At 27.9% G+C, this 19725-nt stretch carries 18 protein-coding genes and 1 tRNA gene; 16 read left to right on the top strand and 3 right to left on the bottom strand.

The window, feature by feature from the left end:
* Positions 1-12 precede the first annotated feature (12 nt).
* The 10 genes from AC5SLN_RS03405 (at position 13) to AC5SLN_RS03360 (ending at position 10309) form a co-directional block, all read left to right on the top strand.
* Positions 13-726 (top strand): efflux RND transporter periplasmic adaptor subunit, encoded by a 714-nt coding sequence (locus tag AC5SLN_RS03405; protein ID WP_011282050.1) that lies wholly within the window; start codon positions 13-15, stop codon positions 724-726.
* Complete coding sequence (locus AC5SLN_RS03400; RefSeq protein ID WP_006996984.1) at positions 723-2057, top strand: efflux RND transporter periplasmic adaptor subunit; 1335 nt, start codon at positions 723-725, stop codon at positions 2055-2057. Before AC5SLN_RS03405 ends, AC5SLN_RS03400 begins: the two co-directional genes overlap by 4 nt.
* The gene (locus AC5SLN_RS03395) at positions 2054-4156 is read left to right on the top strand and encodes a site-2 protease family protein (protein ID WP_006996983.1); all 2103 of its coding nucleotides are present in this window, start codon (positions 2054-2056) and stop codon (positions 4154-4156) included. Before AC5SLN_RS03400 ends, AC5SLN_RS03395 begins: the two co-directional genes overlap by 4 nt.
* 77 nt (positions 4157-4233) lie before the next feature.
* Complete coding sequence (locus AC5SLN_RS03390) at positions 4234-4872, top strand: type II secretion system protein (protein ID WP_494594158.1); 639 nt, start codon at positions 4234-4236, stop codon at positions 4870-4872.
* A gap of 87 nt (positions 4873-4959) precedes the next feature.
* Positions 4960-6576, top strand: a complete 1617-nt coding sequence (gene pyrG / locus AC5SLN_RS03385; protein ID WP_494594156.1) for a CTP synthase — start codon at positions 4960-4962, stop codon at positions 6574-6576.
* On the top strand, positions 6573-7397 hold the full coding sequence (gene kdsA, locus AC5SLN_RS03380; RefSeq protein WP_494594154.1) for a 3-deoxy-8-phosphooctulonate synthase: 825 nt from the start codon (positions 6573-6575) through the stop codon (positions 7395-7397). The genes pyrG and kdsA overlap by 4 nt, the downstream gene beginning before the upstream one ends.
* Positions 7398-8654, top strand: coding sequence for a phosphopyruvate hydratase (gene eno, locus AC5SLN_RS03375; protein ID WP_027306928.1), 1257 nt, complete (start codon positions 7398-7400; stop codon positions 8652-8654). It abuts the gene before it with no gap.
* The gene (locus AC5SLN_RS03370) at positions 8654-8956 is read left to right on the top strand and encodes an FtsB family cell division protein (RefSeq protein WP_006996975.1); all 303 of its coding nucleotides are present in this window, start codon (positions 8654-8656) and stop codon (positions 8954-8956) included. The genes eno and AC5SLN_RS03370 overlap by 1 nt, the downstream gene beginning before the upstream one ends.
* Entirely contained in the window at positions 8946-9872 is a 927-nt protein-coding gene (gene lipA / locus AC5SLN_RS03365; RefSeq protein ID WP_494594152.1) for a lipoyl synthase, read from the top strand. Before AC5SLN_RS03370 ends, lipA begins: the two co-directional genes overlap by 11 nt.
* Complete coding sequence (locus AC5SLN_RS03360) at positions 9872-10309, top strand: type II toxin-antitoxin system RatA family toxin (protein WP_006996973.1); 438 nt, start codon at positions 9872-9874, stop codon at positions 10307-10309. Before lipA ends, AC5SLN_RS03360 begins: the two co-directional genes overlap by 1 nt.
* Positions 10310-10326: 17 nt before the next feature.
* Here AC5SLN_RS03360 and AC5SLN_RS03355 read toward each other — a convergent pair whose 3' ends face one another.
* The 3 genes from AC5SLN_RS03355 to ispD are packed head-to-tail and all read right to left on the bottom strand — an operon-like array spanning position 10327 to position 12396.
* Positions 10327-10818 (bottom strand): CinA family protein, encoded by a 492-nt coding sequence (locus AC5SLN_RS03355; RefSeq protein ID WP_494594150.1) that lies wholly within the window; start codon positions 10816-10818, stop codon positions 10327-10329.
* Positions 10785-11288 (bottom strand): phosphatidylglycerophosphatase A family protein, encoded by a 504-nt coding sequence (locus tag AC5SLN_RS03350; RefSeq protein WP_494594148.1) that lies wholly within the window; start codon positions 11286-11288, stop codon positions 10785-10787. Before AC5SLN_RS03350 ends, AC5SLN_RS03355 begins: the two co-directional genes overlap by 34 nt.
* On the bottom strand, positions 11281-12396 hold the full coding sequence (gene ispD / locus AC5SLN_RS03345; RefSeq protein WP_494594146.1) for a 2-C-methyl-D-erythritol 4-phosphate cytidylyltransferase: 1116 nt from the start codon (positions 12394-12396) through the stop codon (positions 11281-11283). The genes AC5SLN_RS03350 and ispD overlap by 8 nt, the downstream gene beginning before the upstream one ends.
* Positions 12397-12429: 33 nt before the next feature.
* On the opposite strand from ispD, the gene AC5SLN_RS03340 reads away from it, so the two are divergent.
* The 6 genes from AC5SLN_RS03340 to AC5SLN_RS03315 all read left to right on the top strand — a co-directional run bounded on the left by AC5SLN_RS03340 (position 12430) and on the right by AC5SLN_RS03315 (position 19691).
* Positions 12430-14211, top strand: a complete 1782-nt coding sequence (locus AC5SLN_RS03340) for a sensor histidine kinase (protein ID WP_494594144.1) — start codon at positions 12430-12432, stop codon at positions 14209-14211.
* Positions 14211-15566, top strand: a complete 1356-nt coding sequence (locus AC5SLN_RS03335; protein ID WP_494594142.1) for a sigma-54-dependent transcriptional regulator — start codon at positions 14211-14213, stop codon at positions 15564-15566. The genes AC5SLN_RS03340 and AC5SLN_RS03335 overlap by 1 nt, the downstream gene beginning before the upstream one ends.
* Positions 15567-16958, top strand: coding sequence for a Trk system potassium transporter TrkA (trkA, locus tag AC5SLN_RS03330; RefSeq protein WP_494594140.1), 1392 nt, complete (start codon positions 15567-15569; stop codon positions 16956-16958).
* 4 nt (positions 16959-16962) lie between these two features.
* Complete coding sequence (locus AC5SLN_RS03325; protein ID WP_494594138.1) at positions 16963-18372, top strand: TrkH family potassium uptake protein; 1410 nt, start codon at positions 16963-16965, stop codon at positions 18370-18372.
* Positions 18373-18403: 31 nt separating this feature from the next.
* Positions 18404-18480, top strand: a tRNA-Arg gene (locus tag AC5SLN_RS03320).
* A 170-nt stretch (positions 18481-18650) separates the two neighbouring features.
* Positions 18651-19691: an amino acid ABC transporter substrate-binding protein gene (locus AC5SLN_RS03315; RefSeq protein WP_011282064.1), complete on the top strand. Its 1041-nt coding sequence runs from the start codon at positions 18651-18653 to the stop codon at positions 19689-19691.
* The last annotated feature ends 34 nt before the right edge of the window (positions 19692-19725 follow it).

Raw genomic sequence — 19725 nt, 5'->3', positions numbered from 1 at the left:
TAACTTAGCCTCATGAAACAATTACTATTTATATTATTCATTTATTTATCATTTTTAAACCCTGTTCATTCTGAAGAAAGGGAAGCTCGAGGTTTAGTGAGCGCAACGGAGAAAGTTTCCATTTCCAGTGAAATTGCTGCAAGAGTTCAAAGTATTAATTTTTTATTAGGGGATGCCTTTAAAGAAGGGGATGTGCTGATTAGTTTTGATTGTGAAATTTATAAAGCACAAAAAGATGTAATTAAAGCCGAACATGAGAGTGCAAGAATACAATTAGAAAATGATAAAGAATTATTAGAACTAAGATCAATTGGTAAACTTCAATACCAATTAACAGTTTCAAATTATGAAAAGGCTAAAGCAGAATTGAGTATTGCAACTTTAAATGTGGATCGATGTGAAATCATTGCTCCTTATGATGGAAAAGTGATGGATGTTTATACAACTATTTTTACCAGTATAGAACAAAGACAACCCTTAATGGACATTGTTGGGGATGGATTATTAGAAGCTGAAATTGTTGCTCCAAGTAATTGGCTTAAATGGTTAAAAAAAGGACATAACGTAAAAATCATTATTGATGAAACTGGAGAAACGTTAGATGCAACCGTTATTAGTTTAGGAGCTACAGTGGATGCAATTAGTCAAACAATAGAATTAAAAGCACAGTTTAATGAAAAATACGATTCATTAATACCTGGAATGAGTGGGATCGTTAAATTTTGAGTGAAGATAAAAACATAAAAGTTGCTCGGTTATTTGGTTTAGAAAAAAAAGCAAGAGAAGCAAGATCTCAAGACGAACTACATTTTGTAATCGCAAATGAGACAAGACAAATTATCGATTATATCAGTGCGTTTTTATTATTAAAAACACCAGCGGATAAATTTAATATTAAAGCAACCTCTGATTTAGCTACAGTTGATAGAACGTCACCTTTACTTACTTTTATAGAAAACTTTGTGAACAACGATAAATCGTTAAGTGATAAAGAAATTCAAAATTTAGAATTAGACAAAATTGCTAAAAATATTAATTCTGAGAAACCAAAAAATTTACCCGAAAACATTTTATTTATTCCAATTATTTCACCTCAAAAAGGCCTACAAGGTTATTTATTATTAGTAAGAAGTGAAAAATTTTCTGAAAACGAAATTGAACTTGCCGGACATTTGTCTTCAACTTATGGTCATGCTTTTAATTCGTTCTTAAAAGATTTTTCAATTAAAAATCATTATAAAAAATATTTAACTGGAAAAAAATCATGGAAAATTTATGCAGCTATTTTTATAATTTTAATTTTACCTATTCGAATAACCAGTACGGCTCCAGTTGAGGTTATAGCAAAAAATCCAAGCTTAGTTACTTCACCATTTGATGGGGTGGTTAAAAATATTGTAGCAAGTAATAACGATAAAATTAAGCAAGGTGATTTATTGGTTTTATTAGAAGATATCGAACTTAAGAATAATTTAAATATTACAAACCAATCCCTTCAAGTAGCTCAAAAAGAACTTCTTCGAAGCAGACAATCATCCTTTACGAATAATGAGGAAAAAGCTCGATTAGCAGAATTAGTGGCACAAGTTGAATTAAAAAAAGTAGAAGTAGCATCAGCACAAGAAAAGCTAAAAAATACAAAATTATTTGCAAAACAAAAAGGAATTGCAATTGTAGATCAAAAAAATGATTGGCAAGGACGACCCGTTGCAGTGGGTGAAAAAATTATGACTGTTGCAAATCCTGATGAAGTTGAGTTTTTGATATGGTTGCCGGTTAAAGACTCGTTAGTGATTAAAGAAAATTCTAAAGTTAAAGTGTTTTTAGACATCAATCCAATTAGCTCGTTAAAAGGAAAACTTTTAAGATCTTCTTACGAACCTTCTTTGTCTCCTGAAGAAATATTATCTTATAAATTAGGAGCTAGTTTTGAGGGAAAAAAACCTCCAAGAATAGGATTGAGAGGAACGGCTAAAGTTTATGGTTCAAGGGTTTTTCTATTCTATTATGTTCTTAGAAAACCAATTACTTTTGTAAGACAACTTATAGGAATATGATCGTTCCTTATCTAAGACAAGATTTAGAAGTTTTTCGTGGTAATAGCCGTGAAGATGGTTCACCCGCATGGCTTTTATATGATGCAATTCGAAATAAATACTTCACACTTGGTTTAACGGCTTTTAAACTTATTAAAAACTGGAGTGGAGGTGAAGATATTAAAAACTTTGAAAAGAAAATTAATTCATCAGGAATTGAAACCAGTGAAGATGAAATAAAAAGTTTTATTAGTTTTCTTCACCAAAATAATTTAATTGTCCAACCTTCCGGTCAAAACATTAGCTATTTACTACAACAAAAAAATAGCATGAAGAAGAGCTGGTTATTATATTTAATACACAGTTATCTATTTTTTAAAATTCCATTATTTAAACCAGACAATTGGCTTTCTAAAACTTTAAAATATGTAAAATATTTTGGTTCAAAACGATTTAGAAATATTACTTACTTCTTTGGTTTTGTTGGTTTATTTTTAGTCGCTCAACAATTTGAAACCTTTAAAAGTACTTTTCTATATTTCTTTTCTTTTCAAGGGTTAATGCTTTATTTCTTAACTTTAGTTTTTGTAAAATGTCTTCATGAATTAGGACATGCTTATATTGCAAAACACTATGGCTGTAGAGTATCTGCAATTGGAATAGCTTTTTTAGTTTTTTTTCCATTTTTATATACCGATACAACTGATGCTTGGAGACTTAGAAATCACAAAGAAAGATTATTAATTAACTTTGGTGGTATACTTACAGAATTACATCTAGCGTTATTTGCAACTTTTATTTGGGGAATTTTACCTGAGGGTGGATTTAAAAGTGCAGCCTTTTTCATTGCAACAACATCATGGATTTCATCCTTAACGATTAATGTAAGTCCTTTCATGAGATTTGATGGCTACTATGTTTTTTCCGATTGGTTAAAAGCTGAAAATTTACAACCTCGTTCATTTGCTCTTGCAAGGTGGAAAATAAGGGAAACTTTATTTGGTCTTAATCATAGTCCTCCAGAAGAAATTAACCCCTCAAGAAGATGGACTTTTATCGTTTATGCTTGGGCGACATGGCTGTATCGATTTTTTCTATTTTTAGGTATTGCACTTTTAGTTTATCACCTAGCATTTAAATTTTTAGGAATCATACTGTTTGCGGTTGAAATTTATTGGTTCATTATGTTACCGGTAATTCGTGAAGTGAATAATTGGTACAAATTAAAATCTGAAATAAAATTTAACAAACAAACCAAAAGAACTTTAATCATTATTACTGCTTTATTAATGGTTTTATTCTTACCCTGGAAGTCATCTTTAAAAATACCTGCAGTATATATTTCTGAGCAGTATTTAAAAATTTACGCACCTTATCCTTCAATGATTAAAAGAATATTAGTTGAAAAAGATGATGAAGTTGAAAAAGGACAAAATCTAATTGAACTTTATTCGCCTGATTTAGAGAATGAAATTATTTCATTAAGAAGAAATATAAAACTAATCAAGACAAAGATTAATCGATTAAGTAATTCAGCAGGAAATATGGATCAATACTTAACGTTACAACAAAGATTAATTGCTCTACAAACAGAATTATCTGGTCTTACAAAAGTTCAAAATAAGCTTTTAATTAAAGCACCCATTAAAGGAAAGATAAAAGATTTTTATAATTTATCTGAAGATATGTGGGTTAGTAATTTAGATCAACTTTTAGGTATTGTTCAATTCGGTACTGGAAAAGTAAAAGGATTTATTAAAGAAGAACAAATAGATCGATTTTTAGAAAAAAACCCAGCTGTCTTTATTCCAAACGATGGAATTCATGATAAAGTTTATTTAGTTTCAAAATCACTAGATTTATCTGCTGTTAATAATCTTCCTTACATTTCATTAAGCTCAATTCATAATGGTCCAGTTGCTATAAGAAATTTTACAGGAGGAAAATTTCAATATCGTCCACAAACAGCACATTATATTGCAGACTTCAAACTTGCGAAACGTAGTAAAATTCAATTCGAATTACCTGGTTATGTTCATATTGAAGGGAGTCGATACAGCCCTTTTACAAAATTGTTTAAAAATATTATTGCTATTCTTGTAAGAGAAAGTGGTTTTTAAATATCATTAGTTTATTAAACCTAAAATGGACGTCTTTTGATATAAAAAAATACATCAAATCAATTATAATTTTAAAAATGAAAGTTATAAATAATAAAAAAGGTTTTACCTTAGTTGAATTATTAGTGGTAGTTGCCATCATTGGTATTTTATCATCTGTCGGGGTTGTTGCTTATAATGGGTATACAGCTGGGGCTAAAGAAACAGCTTGCAAAGGTAATTTTAGAACCATAGTTAAAGCTGTTTATGAAAATATAATGTGGTGTGAGCTTAACCCAACAATTAATTTTTTGTGGAGTTCACAACAATCTCGAGAATATGATTGTGGTAATTTGGAGGAAGAAAACTATAACAGAAACTTAAATGCAACTTCAGAAGAAATATTAGCCAAGCTTACTGTAAATCAACTTGGTAATATGGATAGAATTAGAGAGCTTGCCGCTGCAAGAGGGCAAGAGACAAAATTAGATTCAAGATCAACACTTAAAACGATGACTAATCCCTACACTGGTTATACTGTTCTTGATGCTGCTTCACCCAATGCATATTATTATGGAGATAAATATGATCAGAGAGGTAAAGTAACTCTTGGAAAAAAAGATAGTAGTGGAAATGAATTAGGCTTTGCAAATTGGAAGGCGGAGGAAGAGGGACAACTGTTTCTAATAACTAAATGTCGTGATAAAGTGATAGAATACGAATTTGATATCTATTGAAAATTTATATGTTTTCTTAAAATGGATAAATAATTAACATAAAATACTTCTTTCCATTTTCATATTTAATGTCTATAAGATACTACCATGGCGCGATATATCTTTGTCACCGGCGGTGTGGTTTCTTCCCTTGGTAAAGGTCTCTCTTCAGCATCATTAGCTTATCTATTACAATCAAGAGGTTACAAAGTTAGAATTAGAAAACTAGATCCGTATTTAAATGTAGATCCAGGAACTATGAGCCCATTTCAACATGGAGAAGTTTTTGTAACCGATGATGGAGCTGAAACAGATTTAGATTTAGGTCACTATGAAAGATTTTCAGGAGTGTCTGCAAAAAAATCAGATAATATTACAACAGGAAAAATTTATAGCGATGTTCTTAGAAAAGAAAGAAAAGGAGAATATTTAGGAAAAACTGTCCAAGTTATTCCACATATTACTGATCGTATAAAACAATTTATCAAACACGATTCATCCAAAGAAGATTTTGTTATTTGTGAAATAGGTGGAATAGTAGGGGATATAGAAAGCCTGCCATTTGTAGAGGCGATTAGACAATTTGCAAATGATGTGGGTAAAAAAAATGCTTTATTTGTTCATTTAACTTTAGTTCCTTACCTTAAAGCATCAGATGAAATTAAAACAAAACCTACACAACATTCTGTAAAAGAATTAAGAAGCCTTGGTATACAACCAGATATCATCATTTGTAGATCGGAAAGACCTATTCCATTAGATCATAGAAAAAAAATATCATTATTTTGTAATGTGGATATTAAAAATGTAATTCAAACTGTTGATGTTAAAACTATTTATGAAGCTCCAATTAGTTTCAATAGAGAAAACTTAGATAAACAGGTGCTTGAATATTTTAAAATTAAATCAAGGAAAAAAGTTAATTTAAATCCTTGGAAAAAGATTACAAAAATAGTTTTACAAACAAAAAAATCTATTAATATTGCAATAATTGGTAAATACGTTGACCTTAAGGATGCTTACAAATCCTTAGATGAAGCACTAACTCATGGTGGTATTGATAACAATTTAAAGGTTAACTTAGTCAGAATAGATTCTGAAAATTTAAAAATTTCTGAAATAAAAAATAAATTAAAGGGAGTTTCTGGAATTTTAATACCAGGAGGATTTGGCAAAAGAGGTACAGAGGGTAAAATTGAAGCAATTAAGTTTGCACGAGAAAAAAAGATACCTTTTTTTGGAATTTGTTTTGGAATGCAAATGGCTATTATTGAATTTGCTAGAAATAAGTTAAAAATTAAAAAAGCTACATCAAGTGAGTTTGGAAACACCGGTACTCCAATTATTGGTTTAATTACAGAATGGAATAGAGATGGAAAATTAATAAAAGGAACAGATAAAGATCTAGGTGGTACGATGAGACTTGGTCTTTATGAGGCTAAATTAAAAGAAAATTCATTAATTAAAAAAATCTATAAATCAAGATCAATCCAAGAAAGACACAGACATAGATACGAAGTTAATATAAGCTATAAAGACCAATTTGAAAAAAATGGCTTAATTTTTTCAGGGCTATCTCCAGATAAAAGACTGCCAGAGATTATTGAGTTAAAAAACCATCCTTGGTTTATAGCAGTTCAATTCCATCCTGAATTTAAATCTAGACCTTTAGCACCACATCCTTTATTCTCATCATTTATCAAGGCTGCAAAAAATTATAAATGAAAAATATTAAAGTAAATTGTGGAAATATTGAAATCGCAAATAATAATAAAATTTGCATTATTGCGGGTCCTTGCCAACTTGAAACCGAGCAACATGCCATGGATATGGCGGGTAAAATCAAAGAAATTACTTCAAAATTTAATATGGGTTTTATTTATAAAACCTCATTTGATAAAGCTAATAGAACAAGTTTAAAGGGTCAAAGAGGTGCGGGTCTCGAACAATCTTTACCTATTTTTGATAAGATTAAAAAAGAATTAAATGTTCCGATTTTAACAGACATACATAATGCTGAGCAATGTTCTGTAGTAGCTCCTTATGCTGATGTATTACAAATTCCAGCTTTCTTATGTAGGCAAACAGATTTATTAATTGCTGCTGCAAAAACGAATAAAATTATAAATGTTAAAAAAGGTCAATTCCTAGCACCATGGGATATGGTTAATGTTACAAAAAAAATTTCAGACTCGGGTAATAATAACATTTTAGTTACAGAAAGAGGAGCAAGCTTTGGTTATAATACTCTTGTCTCTGACATGAGATCTCTACCCATAATGGCAAAAAATGGTTATCCTGTTATTTTTGATGCCACACATTCAGTTCAACAACCTGGAGGCCTAGGCGAGACTAGTGGTGGTCAAAGAGAGTTTGTTGAGTACTTAGCAAGAGCTGCGGTTGCTGTAGGTGTTGCGGGTGTTTTTATTGAAACACATCAAGACCCAGATAATGCTCCATCTGATGGACCTAACATGGTTCCATTAGATAAATTAGAAAAATTATTATCTCAATTATTTGAAATAGATAATCTGATTAAAAAATAAATGAGTAAGATTTTAAAGATTAAAGCTCGTCAAGTTTTTGATAGTAGAGGAAACCCCACAATTGAAGCTGAAGTTTATTCAAAAAAATTAAGTGCGTCTGCCATTTGTCCATCGGGTGCTTCAACCGGAACTTATGAAGCATTTGAAAAAAGAGACGATAACAATAAAAAATATTTAGGTAAAAGTGTTTTAGGTACAGTCAATTTAGTTAATACGAAAATTTCAAAAAAATTAATAGGTACAAATATTCATGATCAAACACGTATTGATACAATCTTAATTAATCTTGATGGTACTAGGCAAAAAACAAATTTAGGTGCTAATGCAATTTTAGCTGTATCAATGGCTGCTAAAAAGCTTTCAGCAAAGATTAAGAATGTTCCACTGTATAAAACTTTTTTAGTAAAAAATAATTATAAATTACCATATCCATTAATGAATATTATTAATGGTGGAGCACATGCTAATAACGGATTAAGAATTCAAGAGTTCATGATTAGACCCGATAAAGCTAAGAGTTTTTCAGAAGCTATGAGAATATGCTTTGTTGTAATTAATAACTTAAAAAAGCTAATTATAAAGAAAGGGTTGTCAACATCTGTAGGAGATGAGGGGGGCTTTGCTCCAATGATTAGTAATAATGAAAAAGCTTTAGATTTAGTTGTTGCTGCAATTAATAAGTCTGGTTTTAAAAATGGCAAAGATGTTTCGATTTGCTTAGATGTAGCGGCAAATGAATTAATGAAGAAAGATAAGTATTCTATTCATTCAAAAAAATTTGTTTCGGTAGATCAATCTATTAAAGAATATAAGAAAATAATAAATAAATACAAAATTAAATCTATTGAAGATCCATTTGGAGAAAATGATTGGATGGCATGGAGTAAATTAATGAAAAATACTAATAATGTGCAAATAGTTGGAGATGATTTGTATGTAACTAATTTAGAAAGACTTAAAAAAGGCTTTTTAAATAATTCTTCAAACTCTATATTAATTAAACTCAATCAAATAGGAACAGTTTCAGAAACACTTGAAGTTATAAAGTTTGCACAAATTATTGGATATAAAACAATAATTTCTCATAGATCTGGAGATAGCGAAGACACTTTTATAGCAGACCTGGCTGTAGGTACAAATTCAAATCAAATAAAAACTGGATCTTTAGCTAGATCAGAACGTGTTGCAAAATATAATCAATTATTACGTATAGAAGAAGAGCTTGGAAAAAAAGCATCAATGAGTAAAATTCATTAATGCTGGGGAAATTAAAAAAAAATTATTTTTTATTAATCTCTACTTTTTTAATACTTTATTTTTTCTTTAACCTTCTAGATGGTGAAAGAGGTCTTTTTTCTTATTTTAAAAAAAAAGAAATTTTAGTTAATTTAAAAATTGAAGAAGCTAATTTATCTAATAAAATCAAAGAGCTTGAATTTAAAAACTCTTTATTAAGTACTAAATTAGACCTAGATTATGTTGAAACCTTAATTAGAGAAAAATTTATGTTTGGCAAAGAAGGAGAGACCCTTTATATAATTAAAAAGAATGACAACTAAGCCAAGACATCCAGAAAAAGTTAACAAACCTTTAAATCCAATCAAAAAAAAACCTGATTGGATAAGATCTAAACTTGTTAATAGTAAAGAGTTTTTTCTAACAAAAACAATTGTTAATAATAATAATTTAGTAACGGTATGTCAGGAAGCTAACTGTCCAAATATCACAGAATGTTGGAGCAAAAGACATGCAACATTTATGATAATGGGTGATACTTGCACAAGAGCATGTGCTTTTTGTGATGTAAAAACAGGCAAGCCAGGAAAACTAGACTCATTAGAACCCGTTAAAATAGCTGAAGCCGTAAAAAAATTAAATTTAAAACATGTCGTAATCACTTCCGTTGATAGAGATGATCTCGACGATGGAGGATCAAATCATTTTTTTGAGGTAATTGATCAAACAAGAAAAAAAAATCCTAATACATCAATTGAAGTTTTAACACCTGATTTTCTAAGAAAAGGAGATGCTTATAAAAAAGTACTAGAAGCTAATCCTGATGTTTTTAATCATAACATTGAAACTGTGCCTAGACTTTATTTAAAAGTAAGACCAGGCTCTAGATATTTTTCATCATTAGAACTCTTAAAGAATGCAAAATTAGTTAATAAAAATGTTTTCACAAAATCAGGATTAATGGTTGGATTAGGTGAAAATAAAGAGGAGATCATTCAAGTGATGGATGATCTAAAAGCAGCTGATGTAGATTTTTTAACTATTGGTCAATACTTGCAACCCTCTGTAAGACATCACCCTTTAGATCGTTATTACCATCCAGATGAATTTAAAGAGTTAGAAACTATTGCAAAATCAAAAGGATTTTTATTAGTTTCATCGACACCTTTAACTAGATCTTCCTATCATGCAGATGAAGATTTTGCTAAACTTCAACATAATAGAATTAACAATCATTAATGCCTAAGGCATCAGTTAAAAGAAGTATAAATAAAAAAAAAAATAAACTTATTGAGTTTGTTTTGGATATCGAAAAATATCCAGAATTCATCCCTTTTTGCCTAGACTCAAAAGTCTACGATAGAAAAGATGAAAATAATCAAATTTTAATCATAGCAGATTTAACAATTGGAAAGGGTCCTTTTAGCGATACTTATAAAAGTGACGTTAGATTTAATAAAAAAGATGACACGATTAATGTTACTAATTTAGATGGACCACTAAAACACTTACAAAATAATTGGAAATTTATAGAAAATAATAACATCACTGAGGTTTATTTTGATGTTGATTTTGAAATTAAAAATAAGTTTTTAAATTTGTTAATGGAAAAATCTTTTGAATTTGGTTTAAATAAAATTGCTGATGCTTTTCAAAAAAGAGCTGAAACAGTATAAAAAATTTAAAAAACTGCTCAAATTAAAGAGCTAACAATATCCAAGGCCCTTTTAACTGAAGCTTTTTGAATTGAGCTTCTTGTTTTTTGTTTAAAAATATTTTTTGTTATCACCAATTTATTGGATCTTTTTACTCCTATATAGACTAATCCGATGGGTTTGTTTTTAGTTCCACCATTAGGACCTGCAATTCCAGTGACAGATACATTTATTTGAGCTTTAGATATCTTTGCTAAATTCTTAACCATAGCCTCACAACATTCAGCGCTAACAGCACCATATTTTTCGATAATACTTTTATTTACATTTAAAATATTGATTTTTGCTTGATTAGAATAGGTAATAAGACCTATGTTGAATACTTTAGATGCACCACTAATAGAAGTAATAGATGCAGCTAACATCCCTCCTGTGCATGACTCGGCAAAAGATATTTTAAGTTTTTTTTTGATTAATTTTTTTACAATATTTTTCATTATAAAATATAATTCTTTAAAATCATGAAACACACAAGGGTTAGAACCACATAAAAACCAGCACAGATATCATCCATAATTACACCAAAACTATTCTTAAAGTTTTTATCAAAAAAGTTTACAGGAAATGGCTTCATGATATCAAAATATCTAAAAAGAATAAAAAATAGAGTATAATAAACAATAGCTTCACCCCCATCTTTTGTTGTTCCATGAGATATCTCATAAAGATATATGGGTATCGATTGACCTAAAAATTCATCAATTATGATTTCACCTGGATCCTTATTTTCACTATTTTCTATATGACTTGAAACGGCATAAAATGAGTAAATAAATATTAATATCAAGCCAAATAAAATTATATTTGGTGAAATATTTAGAGTGTGGAATAGATGATAAAGAATAATTACAGTCGCTAGTGACCCAAATGTTCCAGGCATATATCTAATTTTACCAAGACCAAACATAGTAACTAATAATGAGTTGAAAGATTTAATCATTTTTAATAACAGAAGCTATTACTTCACAAGCTATAGCTTTTTCTTTACCAATTACACCTAACTTTTCAGTTGTTTTACCTTTTATATTAATTTGAGTGGGAGAGATATTACAAATTTTTGCAATACAGTTTATTATTTTTTTTTTATATTTTTGAATTTTAGGTTTTTGAGTAATTATATTTATATCAAGATTATTGATTAGGTAGCCTTTTTTTAGAGTTTGCTTAATTATTTCACTTAATAGAATTGTAGATCTAATATTTTTAAATTTCTTATTCTTATCTGAGAATTTTTCACCAATATCACCCATAGAACACGCTCCAAGTATAGCATCTGTTACAGCATGTAACACAGGATCTCCATCAGAATGACCTAATGTGCCAATAGGTGAGGGTATTTTAACCCCACCTAAATAAAGTTTTTTGTTAGGCACTAACCTATGAACATCAAAACCTATTCCAAATTTTATTAAATTATTAAATTTAATATCTGAATTTATTGTAATTTTATTATTAGTAGTTTCGCCCTTTATAATCTTTATTTTTTTACCAGCTCTTACAAATAAGTTAGCATCATCAGTAACTTCCTTACTTTTGTTATTTTGAAGTTCAAAAAGTTTTTTATAGTTAAAAGCTTGAGGTGTTTGGATTAAGTAAATATTTTCTCTTTTTAAATTTTTAACATTATTTGATATTTTCTGCTTAACTGTATCTGCAGTTTGAATTGCAGGAATTACACAATCATTTGATTTTAATTCATTCATTAATTTATTTAAAAGTTTTAAAGAAAAATTTGGTCTTGCAGCATCATGAATTATTACATTTTTAAAATTATTTTCTTTAATACTTTTTAAGGCATTATAAGCAGACTCTGCTCTTGTTTTTCCACCTGTGATAATTTTGATGTTTTTAATATTAAGGTTCTTGATAAAATTTTTGTGTTTTTTATTTACTACCAGAACAATTTTATTAAATTTATTAAAAACTTTAGCTTTATCAATTGAATGCAATAATAAAGGTTTACCTTTATAATTTGTGTAGGGTTTTGGAATATTTGAATTAAATCTTTTACTTTCACCTCCAGCAAGTATTATAAAGCAACTATTCATGATAAAAATATATAACACATTATATTGTTCAAAATGATTGATTTTATTAAAAAAAATATATTCATCATTGTAGTATTTTTAATTACTTTATTCATAGGTTTTATAACTTTTTTAACGTTTATTGATAAAAGTTTTTTAAAATTATCTGATGACAATCTCCAACTATTATTAATTGGAAATATTGCATTGTTAATACTTCTTTTTTTTATGATATTTTCAGAAGTAAGAAATTCTTTAAAGATAGATGTTGATGTAAGTGGCTCTAAAGCCAATAGAAAATATATAACATTCTTTGCATTATTTACTTTAATTCCTTCGATTTTAATTTCTTTATTTTCATTATTTCTCCTTTCATTTGCTCTTGATAAATATTTAGATAAAAAAATAACAACAGCTGTTAATAATTCTTATGAAATTGCAAAAAGCTATACTGAGGAAGTTAGAACAAAAACACAATCAGAAATAATTTTAATAGCATTTGATTTAAACAAAAGTATCAATTTTTTAAATACAAATATTAATCAATTTAAAAGTTTTCTTAAAACTCAAAAACTAATTAGAGGTATGGATGAAGTTCATATTATCGAAGGTAATGGAAATTTATATTTATCAACTTTAGAAGATACTACTTTATATACACCTCCTTTAAGTGATGCTTTAGAAATGGTCCAAAATGATAAAAGACCACTTAAGATTATTAATGCTTATAAAAATCAAACAGCATCCATTATAAAGCTTGAAAACTTTGAAGGTAAGTATTTATATATAGTAAAGTATTTAGATAAAAAAATTTCTCAATATTTACTAGAATCTCAAGAAGCTCTTAATTTTTACTACACAGTTTTAAATAAACAAACTGGGATTAAGATATCATTTGTATTTATTTATCTAGTTATAGTTTCACTATTATTATTTTTATCCATATCAATAGCTATAAGATTTTCATCAAGATTTTTTAGGTCTATTAATAATTTAATTATTGCATCTTCTAATATTGGAAAAGGTAATCTAGATATTAAAGTACCAGAAATTAAAACTGATAAAGACATGGAGATTTTAAATCAAAATTTTAATTTAATGATAGATAAATTAAAATCACAACAAGAAAAAATTATAATAAAAGAAAGACATGAAGCTTGGGAAAATTTAGCTAGAAAATTAGCTCATGAAATTAAAAATCCACTCACACCTATTCAATTAACTATCGATAAATTGAAAAATAGATATTCTGAAAAAATAGCAGATCATGAAAAAGAAGATTTTTCCAAAAGTTTATTAATTATTGGAAAGCAAATTAAACAAATTGAAAATTTAGTTAATGAATTTTCAGATTTTGCAAGAATGCCAAAACCAATTCTCAAAAATAACAACTTAGTTTCTTTGATAAAAGATAATGTTAAATTAATAAATGAATTAGATAATGAAATCATAATTGATTTTAAACCAAGTAAATCTAAAATTATTTTAAACTCTGATAGTGAACAATTAAGTAGAGTTTTCTTCAATTTAATTAAAAATTCTATTGAAAGTATACAGGATAAGAAAATTGATAATGTTAATTTTAATGGAAAAATCGATATTTCTATAAATGAGAATGAGGAAATAATTAACTTCATAATTATCGATAATGGATTAGGATTTGGGATATTTAAAAACAATATAAAAGACATTCTAAATCCTTATTTTACAACCAAAAAAAAAGGTACGGGCTTAGGTTTGTCTATTGTTAATAAAATAATAAATGATCATAATGGTAAAATAAATTTTATATCACTTGAAAAGGGTGCAAAAATTGAAATTACATTTACAAAATAATGAGTACTGAAATATTAATTATTGATGATAATGCAGATATTAGAAACATTATTAATGATCTAATAATTGAAGCTGGTTACAAAACAAGATTAGCTGCAAACTATAATCAAGCATTAAATGAGATTGATAAAAAACTCCCAGATGTTGCAATAATAGATGTTAAGTTAGATAAAAGTGATAATGATGGTTTAGAGCTATTATCACACATCAAAAATAAGGATAAAAATATTCCAGTTATAATAATTACAGGTCATGCGAATGTTGAAATGGCAATCAAAGCTTTAAAAGCTGGTGCTTTCGAATTTATTGAAAAACCTTTTAATCAGGAAAGATTATTAAATTTTATTAATAGGGCTGTTGAAAATTTAAATCTTAAAAATAAGAATAAAGAATTTGAAGGTAAACTTTTTTATTCTTATGAACTAATTGGTGTTAGTGACAATTTTAAAAAAATAAAAGATCAAATAGATAAAATATCAGTTTCCGAAAGTAGAATTTTTATCAATGGTCCTACCGGCTCAGGTAAAGAATTGATAGCAAGAAAAATACATAAAGAATCCAAAAGACAGAAGGGTCCTTTTGTTATTCTGAATGGCGCATTACTTGATATTAAAAAATATGAATTAGAATTATTTGGTGAAGAAAAAAATAATGGCTCCATAACTTATGGCGCTTTAGAGAAATCAACAAAGGGTATACTTTTAATAGATGAAATTTCTGAAATCCCACTTGATACCCAATCTAAAATTTTAAGAGTTTTAATAGATCAAAAATTTAGAAGAATTAATGGCAGCCATGATATTAATGTTGATGTAAGAATTATATGCTCATCTAGTAAAGATATAAAAAAAGAAATAGAAAATGGTAATTTTAGAGAGGATTTATATCATCGACTTAATGTATTTGAAATTAACATCGACCCTTTAAAAGACAGGGTTTCAGATATACCTTTGTTAGTTGAATATTTTTCTGAAAAAATTTCAACAAACTATAATTTAAAAAAACTAAGTATTGATACAAACAATAAATATTTACTCAATTATGATTGGCCAGGAAATGTTAGAGAATTAAGAAACTTAATAGAGAGAATAGCAATACTTTCGCCTGATAATAATGATAAAATTTCAAATATTATTAAAGAATCTCTAAAAACACCTGATATTAGAAATATACCATCAGAAAACTCTTTATCTATACCATTAAAAGAAGCTAGAGAAAATTTTGAAAAAGAGTATTTAACTACACAATTAAAAAAATTTAATGGCAATATATCAAAAACTGCTGATTTTATTGGAATGGAAAGATCTGCCTTACATAGAAAGCTTAAAGGTTTAGGGATCAAGGAATTAAACTAAATGAATATTATAATTTGTGGAGCTGGTAGAGTGGGCTTTACTATAGCAAAAATTTTAAGTGAGCAAGGACACTCAATAACCATAATTGATCAATCCAGTGAAGATATACAAAAGATTGATGACACACTAGATGTAAAGTCTATTGTGGGCAAAGCTACTTATCCATCAATCTTGGAAAAGGCAAACGCAACCGAAGCTGATATGATTATCGCAGTAACTCGTAATGATGAAATTAACATGTTGATATGTCAAATTGCATTTTCAATATTTAATGTTCCAAAAAAAATAGCAAGGATCAGATCACAAGATTATTTAAATCCAAAATTTACAAAAGTTTATAATAAAGAAAATTTACCAATAGATGTTATTATCTCACCTGAGATTGAGATAGCAAAGTCACTTCAAAGAAAACTAGAAGCCCCTGGTTCACTAGATAATGTTCCTTTTGCTAATAATAAAATTAGATTGCTTGAGATTTTGATAGATGAAAATTGTCCAATAAAAGATATCAAACTTAATGAACTTACAAAAAAATTTCCAAAACTTAATTCTAATATAATGGGAGTAATTAGAGATGAAAAATTTGTTTTATTAAAAAAAACGGATGTAATGCTTAAAGAAGATAAAGCTTATGTTGTAATTAATGCCTCACAAATGAATGAAACCTTAGCAGCCTTTGGTCATACAGAAAAAATTTCTAATAAAATTTTAATAATTGGAGGAGGAAATATAGGATTTAACTTAGCAAAAAATTTAGAAGAAAGTTTTGATTCTGCAAGAGTTAAGATAATAGAAAAAGATAAGGAAAGAGCAGAACTTATTGCAAGTCAATTAAATAACACAATTGTTATAAATGGAGATGCTTTAGATGAAGAAGTTTTATTGGAGGCAAATTTAGAAGAGGTTCAAACTGTTTTGGCTCTGACAAATGACGACGAAGATAATTTAATGATAAGTGTATTGGTTGAAAAATTTGCTAAAGACAATGATGAATTAAGTGACAAAAGAACTATGGCTTTAATTAACAAGCCTAATTATTCTCTTTTACAATCTTCTTTAAAAATTGATGATTTTATTGATCCTAGAATGAATACTGTATCAAGTATATTAAAACACATTCACAAAGGCACTATTGAAAATGCTTATAGTATTTTGAATGGTGAATGTGAGATTATAGAAGCTGAAATTATTGAAACTTCAGAGTTAGTAAATAAAGAGTTAAAAAATTCTAACTTACCAGATGAAATAAGAATAGGTGCAGTTTTAAGAGGTGAAGAAGTAATTATCCCTAGATCAAATTTTGTATTTAAAAAAGAGGATATTGTTGTTCTTTTGGCTAATAAAGATTTCTTACATGTTGTAGAAAACATGTTTCGTATAAGCTCTATTTAATTTAATGAAATACTTTAAACTCATTTACTTGAGTGTTTTTTTTGGAATAGTCTCAATTTTAGCTTTTTTTAATATCACTTACTCTTACTATCTAAACCTCTATCTAAATCTAAATACCTACATAATTACATTTATAGTCTCTATTCTTTTAACAATATTATTTTATTATTCAAAAAATAATGATGAAAAAAAAATAACTATATATGATAAAATATTAACAATACTTCTTGGTTATTTTTTATTACCATTAGTTATTTCTATACCTTTTTATTTTAGTATTTATAATTTAACTTTTGTTAATGCTATCTTCGAGTCAATTTCTGGATTCACCTCAACAGGCTTTACTATTTTTAACAATATTAATCATATTGATCAAAGCTTAATATTATGGAGATCTGCATCTCAATGGATAGGGGGTCTTTATTTTTTATTTTCTATAATACTTTTAATTGATATTTTTGATCATAGTTTTAAAAAATCTTTAACTAATTTTTTATCTTTTAATAAATCTGAAACATTCAAACAAGCATTCAAAATTTTTTTATTTTATTCATTAATTACACTTTCAATTTTTATAATTTTAAGTTTATTTGATATTAGGTTATTTAATTCTCTAAATTTAGCAATGACCATAATTTCATCAGGTGGTTTTTTACCATCTAATAATTTGTCTAATTTATTGGTCAATAATTCTCAAGTTATAATTATATCAATTTTATTATTATCTTCCTTTTTTAGTATTTTTTTAATTTACAATTTAATCTTTACAAAAAACCATAATCTTAATTTCTTTAATGAAGATATTCATCTGTTGTTTTATTTCTTATTTTTGTTGATTATTTTTTTTGTATTTTTAAATTTTGAAAATAATTTTAGTGAGTTATTTTTATCCTTAACAAGTAGTATTTCTAATGTAGGTTTTTCTCTTAATAATTCTTCTAGTAATTTATCTTTTGTTTTTCTAATACTTGTTATTATTGGAGGATCTTTTTTTTCGACAAGTTCTGGTATTAGGTTTTTAAAAATCTATTCTTTATTTAAATATTCAATTAACGAAATTCTTTCTTACAGTAGACCTAAAAATATTTACATAAATAAACACTTGTTTTCAAAAGATACATTCAAATTAGATGAAATTTATAAATATTTTTTATCTGTAATAGTTTTTATAATTTCTTTATTAATTTTAACATTTTTATTAACTTTAAGCGGAATTGATTTTGAAAGCTCTTTTAAACTCTCAATATTAACCATAATGAATACAGTAAACTCCTCAATGTTTGGGTTGGCTGATTTTAGTTTTTATGATCTACATTTTATCACTAAGTATTATCTAATTTTATTTATGATTATTGGTAGACTAGAGCTTCTAACTTTATTAATTATTTGTAAAAAATTTCTTTTTAAAAATTAAATTCGTACTATAAATATACTAATATTAATTTGCGCTCTTAGCTCAGCTGGATAGAGCATCGGTTTTCTAAACCGAGGGTCGGTGGTTCGAGTCCACCAGAGCGCACCATCACTATATGTGACACATTGTTCTTAATGTAGCACCACATATTGTTAGAATAATTCTAAAAACAAAATTTTTATTTTGATGCTAGTTATAAAATGCTAAACATCTCACTTAATTCAAATCATTTTGAATTATTTGTTAACAAATAAATAAATAAAACAGAGGAATAAAATATGTTTAAATACGTAAAACAATTAACTTCTCTAGTTGCTATGGTTGCAGTTCTGTTTACTTTTACAACAGAAACAATGGCCGCTAAGAAGTCAAAAACTCTTAAGAACACTCAGAAAAAAGGTTTCGTAAGATGTGGTGTATCTCAAGGTCTACCTGGATTTTCAAATGCTGACGCTGCTGGAAATTGGACTGGTGTTGACGTTGATGTATGTAGAGCGGTTGCTGCTGCAGTATTAGGTGATGCGAACAAAGTTAAGTTCACTCCACTAAGTGCTAAAGAAAGATTCACAGCTCTAACTTCTGGTGAGATTGATATCTTATCAAGAAACACAACTTGGACACTTTCTAGAGATGCTGACATTGGTTTAACATTCGTTGGAGTTAACTTCTACGATGGCCAAGGTTTCATGGTAAGAAAAGACTCAGGAATTACTTCTACGAGCCAATTCAAAAATGGAATTTCAGCATGTACTAACATTGGTACTACAACTGAACTAAACATGAGAGACTTCTTTAATTCAAAAGGAATTTCTTATGAGCCAGTAGCTTTCGAAAAAGCTGATGAAGTTGTTGCAGCTTATGACTCAGGCAGATGTGATACTTACACAACTGACAAATCTGGTCTAGCAGCACAAAGAACAAAAATGACTAACCCTGATGATCACGTAGTGTTACCAGAGACTATTTCTAAAGAGCCTCTAGGACCTGTTGTACGTCAAGGTGATGCAGTTTGGGAAGACATCGTAAGATGGTCACTAAACGTAATGATCGAAGCTGAAGAGTACGGTATTAACTCTGCAAACGCTGACATGATGAAAACTTCTGAAAACCCACAAATCAAAAGACTTGTTGGTTCTGAAGGTGAATTAGGTGCAGCATTTGGTTTAGATAACGATTGGAGCTTAAGAATTATCAAACAAGTTGGTAATTATGGAGAAAGCTACAAGAGAAATATCGCTGATACTGGTATTTTACCTGACAGAGGTCCAAACCAAATTTGGACTAAAGGTGGACTACTATACGTACCACCAGCAAGATAATTATTATCTAACAAAACATAAAAAGGGCTAGATT

This window comes from Candidatus Pelagibacter sp. PS_31 (assembly GCF_059417865.1).
This window is presented reverse-complemented; position numbering and strand designations above follow the sequence as displayed.

Excerpts from the sequence above, each read along its gene's own strand:
- AC5SLN_RS03395 (WP_006996983.1), top strand. The coding sequence starts at position 2,054 with ATGATCGTTCCTTATCTAAGACAAGATTTAGAAGTTTTTCGTGGTAAT.
- AC5SLN_RS03350 (WP_494594148.1), bottom strand. The coding sequence starts at position 11,288 with ATGATTAAATCTTTCAACTCATTATTAGTTACTATGTTTGGTCTTGGT.
- AC5SLN_RS03360 (WP_006996973.1), top strand. The coding sequence starts at position 9,872 with ATGCCTAAGGCATCAGTTAAAAGAAGTATAAATAAAAAAAAAAATAAA.
- AC5SLN_RS03390 (WP_494594158.1), top strand. The coding sequence starts at position 4,234 with ATGAAAGTTATAAATAATAAAAAAGGTTTTACCTTAGTTGAATTATTA.
- kdsA (WP_494594154.1), top strand. The coding sequence starts at position 6,573 with ATGAAAAATATTAAAGTAAATTGTGGAAATATTGAAATCGCAAATAAT.
- AC5SLN_RS03405 (WP_011282050.1), top strand. The coding sequence starts at position 13 with ATGAAACAATTACTATTTATATTATTCATTTATTTATCATTTTTAAAC.
- AC5SLN_RS03325 (WP_494594138.1), top strand. The coding sequence starts at position 16,963 with ATGAAATACTTTAAACTCATTTACTTGAGTGTTTTTTTTGGAATAGTC.
- eno (WP_027306928.1), top strand. The coding sequence starts at position 7,398 with ATGAGTAAGATTTTAAAGATTAAAGCTCGTCAAGTTTTTGATAGTAGA.
- AC5SLN_RS03370 (WP_006996975.1), top strand. The coding sequence starts at position 8,654 with ATGCTGGGGAAATTAAAAAAAAATTATTTTTTATTAATCTCTACTTTT.
- lipA (WP_494594152.1), top strand. The coding sequence starts at position 8,946 with ATGACAACTAAGCCAAGACATCCAGAAAAAGTTAACAAACCTTTAAAT.
- trkA (WP_494594140.1), top strand. The coding sequence starts at position 15,567 with ATGAATATTATAATTTGTGGAGCTGGTAGAGTGGGCTTTACTATAGCA.
- AC5SLN_RS03340 (WP_494594144.1), top strand. The coding sequence starts at position 12,430 with ATGATTGATTTTATTAAAAAAAATATATTCATCATTGTAGTATTTTTA.
- AC5SLN_RS03335 (WP_494594142.1), top strand. The coding sequence starts at position 14,211 with ATGAGTACTGAAATATTAATTATTGATGATAATGCAGATATTAGAAAC.
- AC5SLN_RS03315 (WP_011282064.1), top strand. The coding sequence starts at position 18,651 with ATGTTTAAATACGTAAAACAATTAACTTCTCTAGTTGCTATGGTTGCA.
- pyrG (WP_494594156.1), top strand. The coding sequence starts at position 4,960 with ATGGCGCGATATATCTTTGTCACCGGCGGTGTGGTTTCTTCCCTTGGT.
- ispD (WP_494594146.1), bottom strand. The coding sequence starts at position 12,396 with ATGAATAGTTGCTTTATAATACTTGCTGGAGGTGAAAGTAAAAGATTT.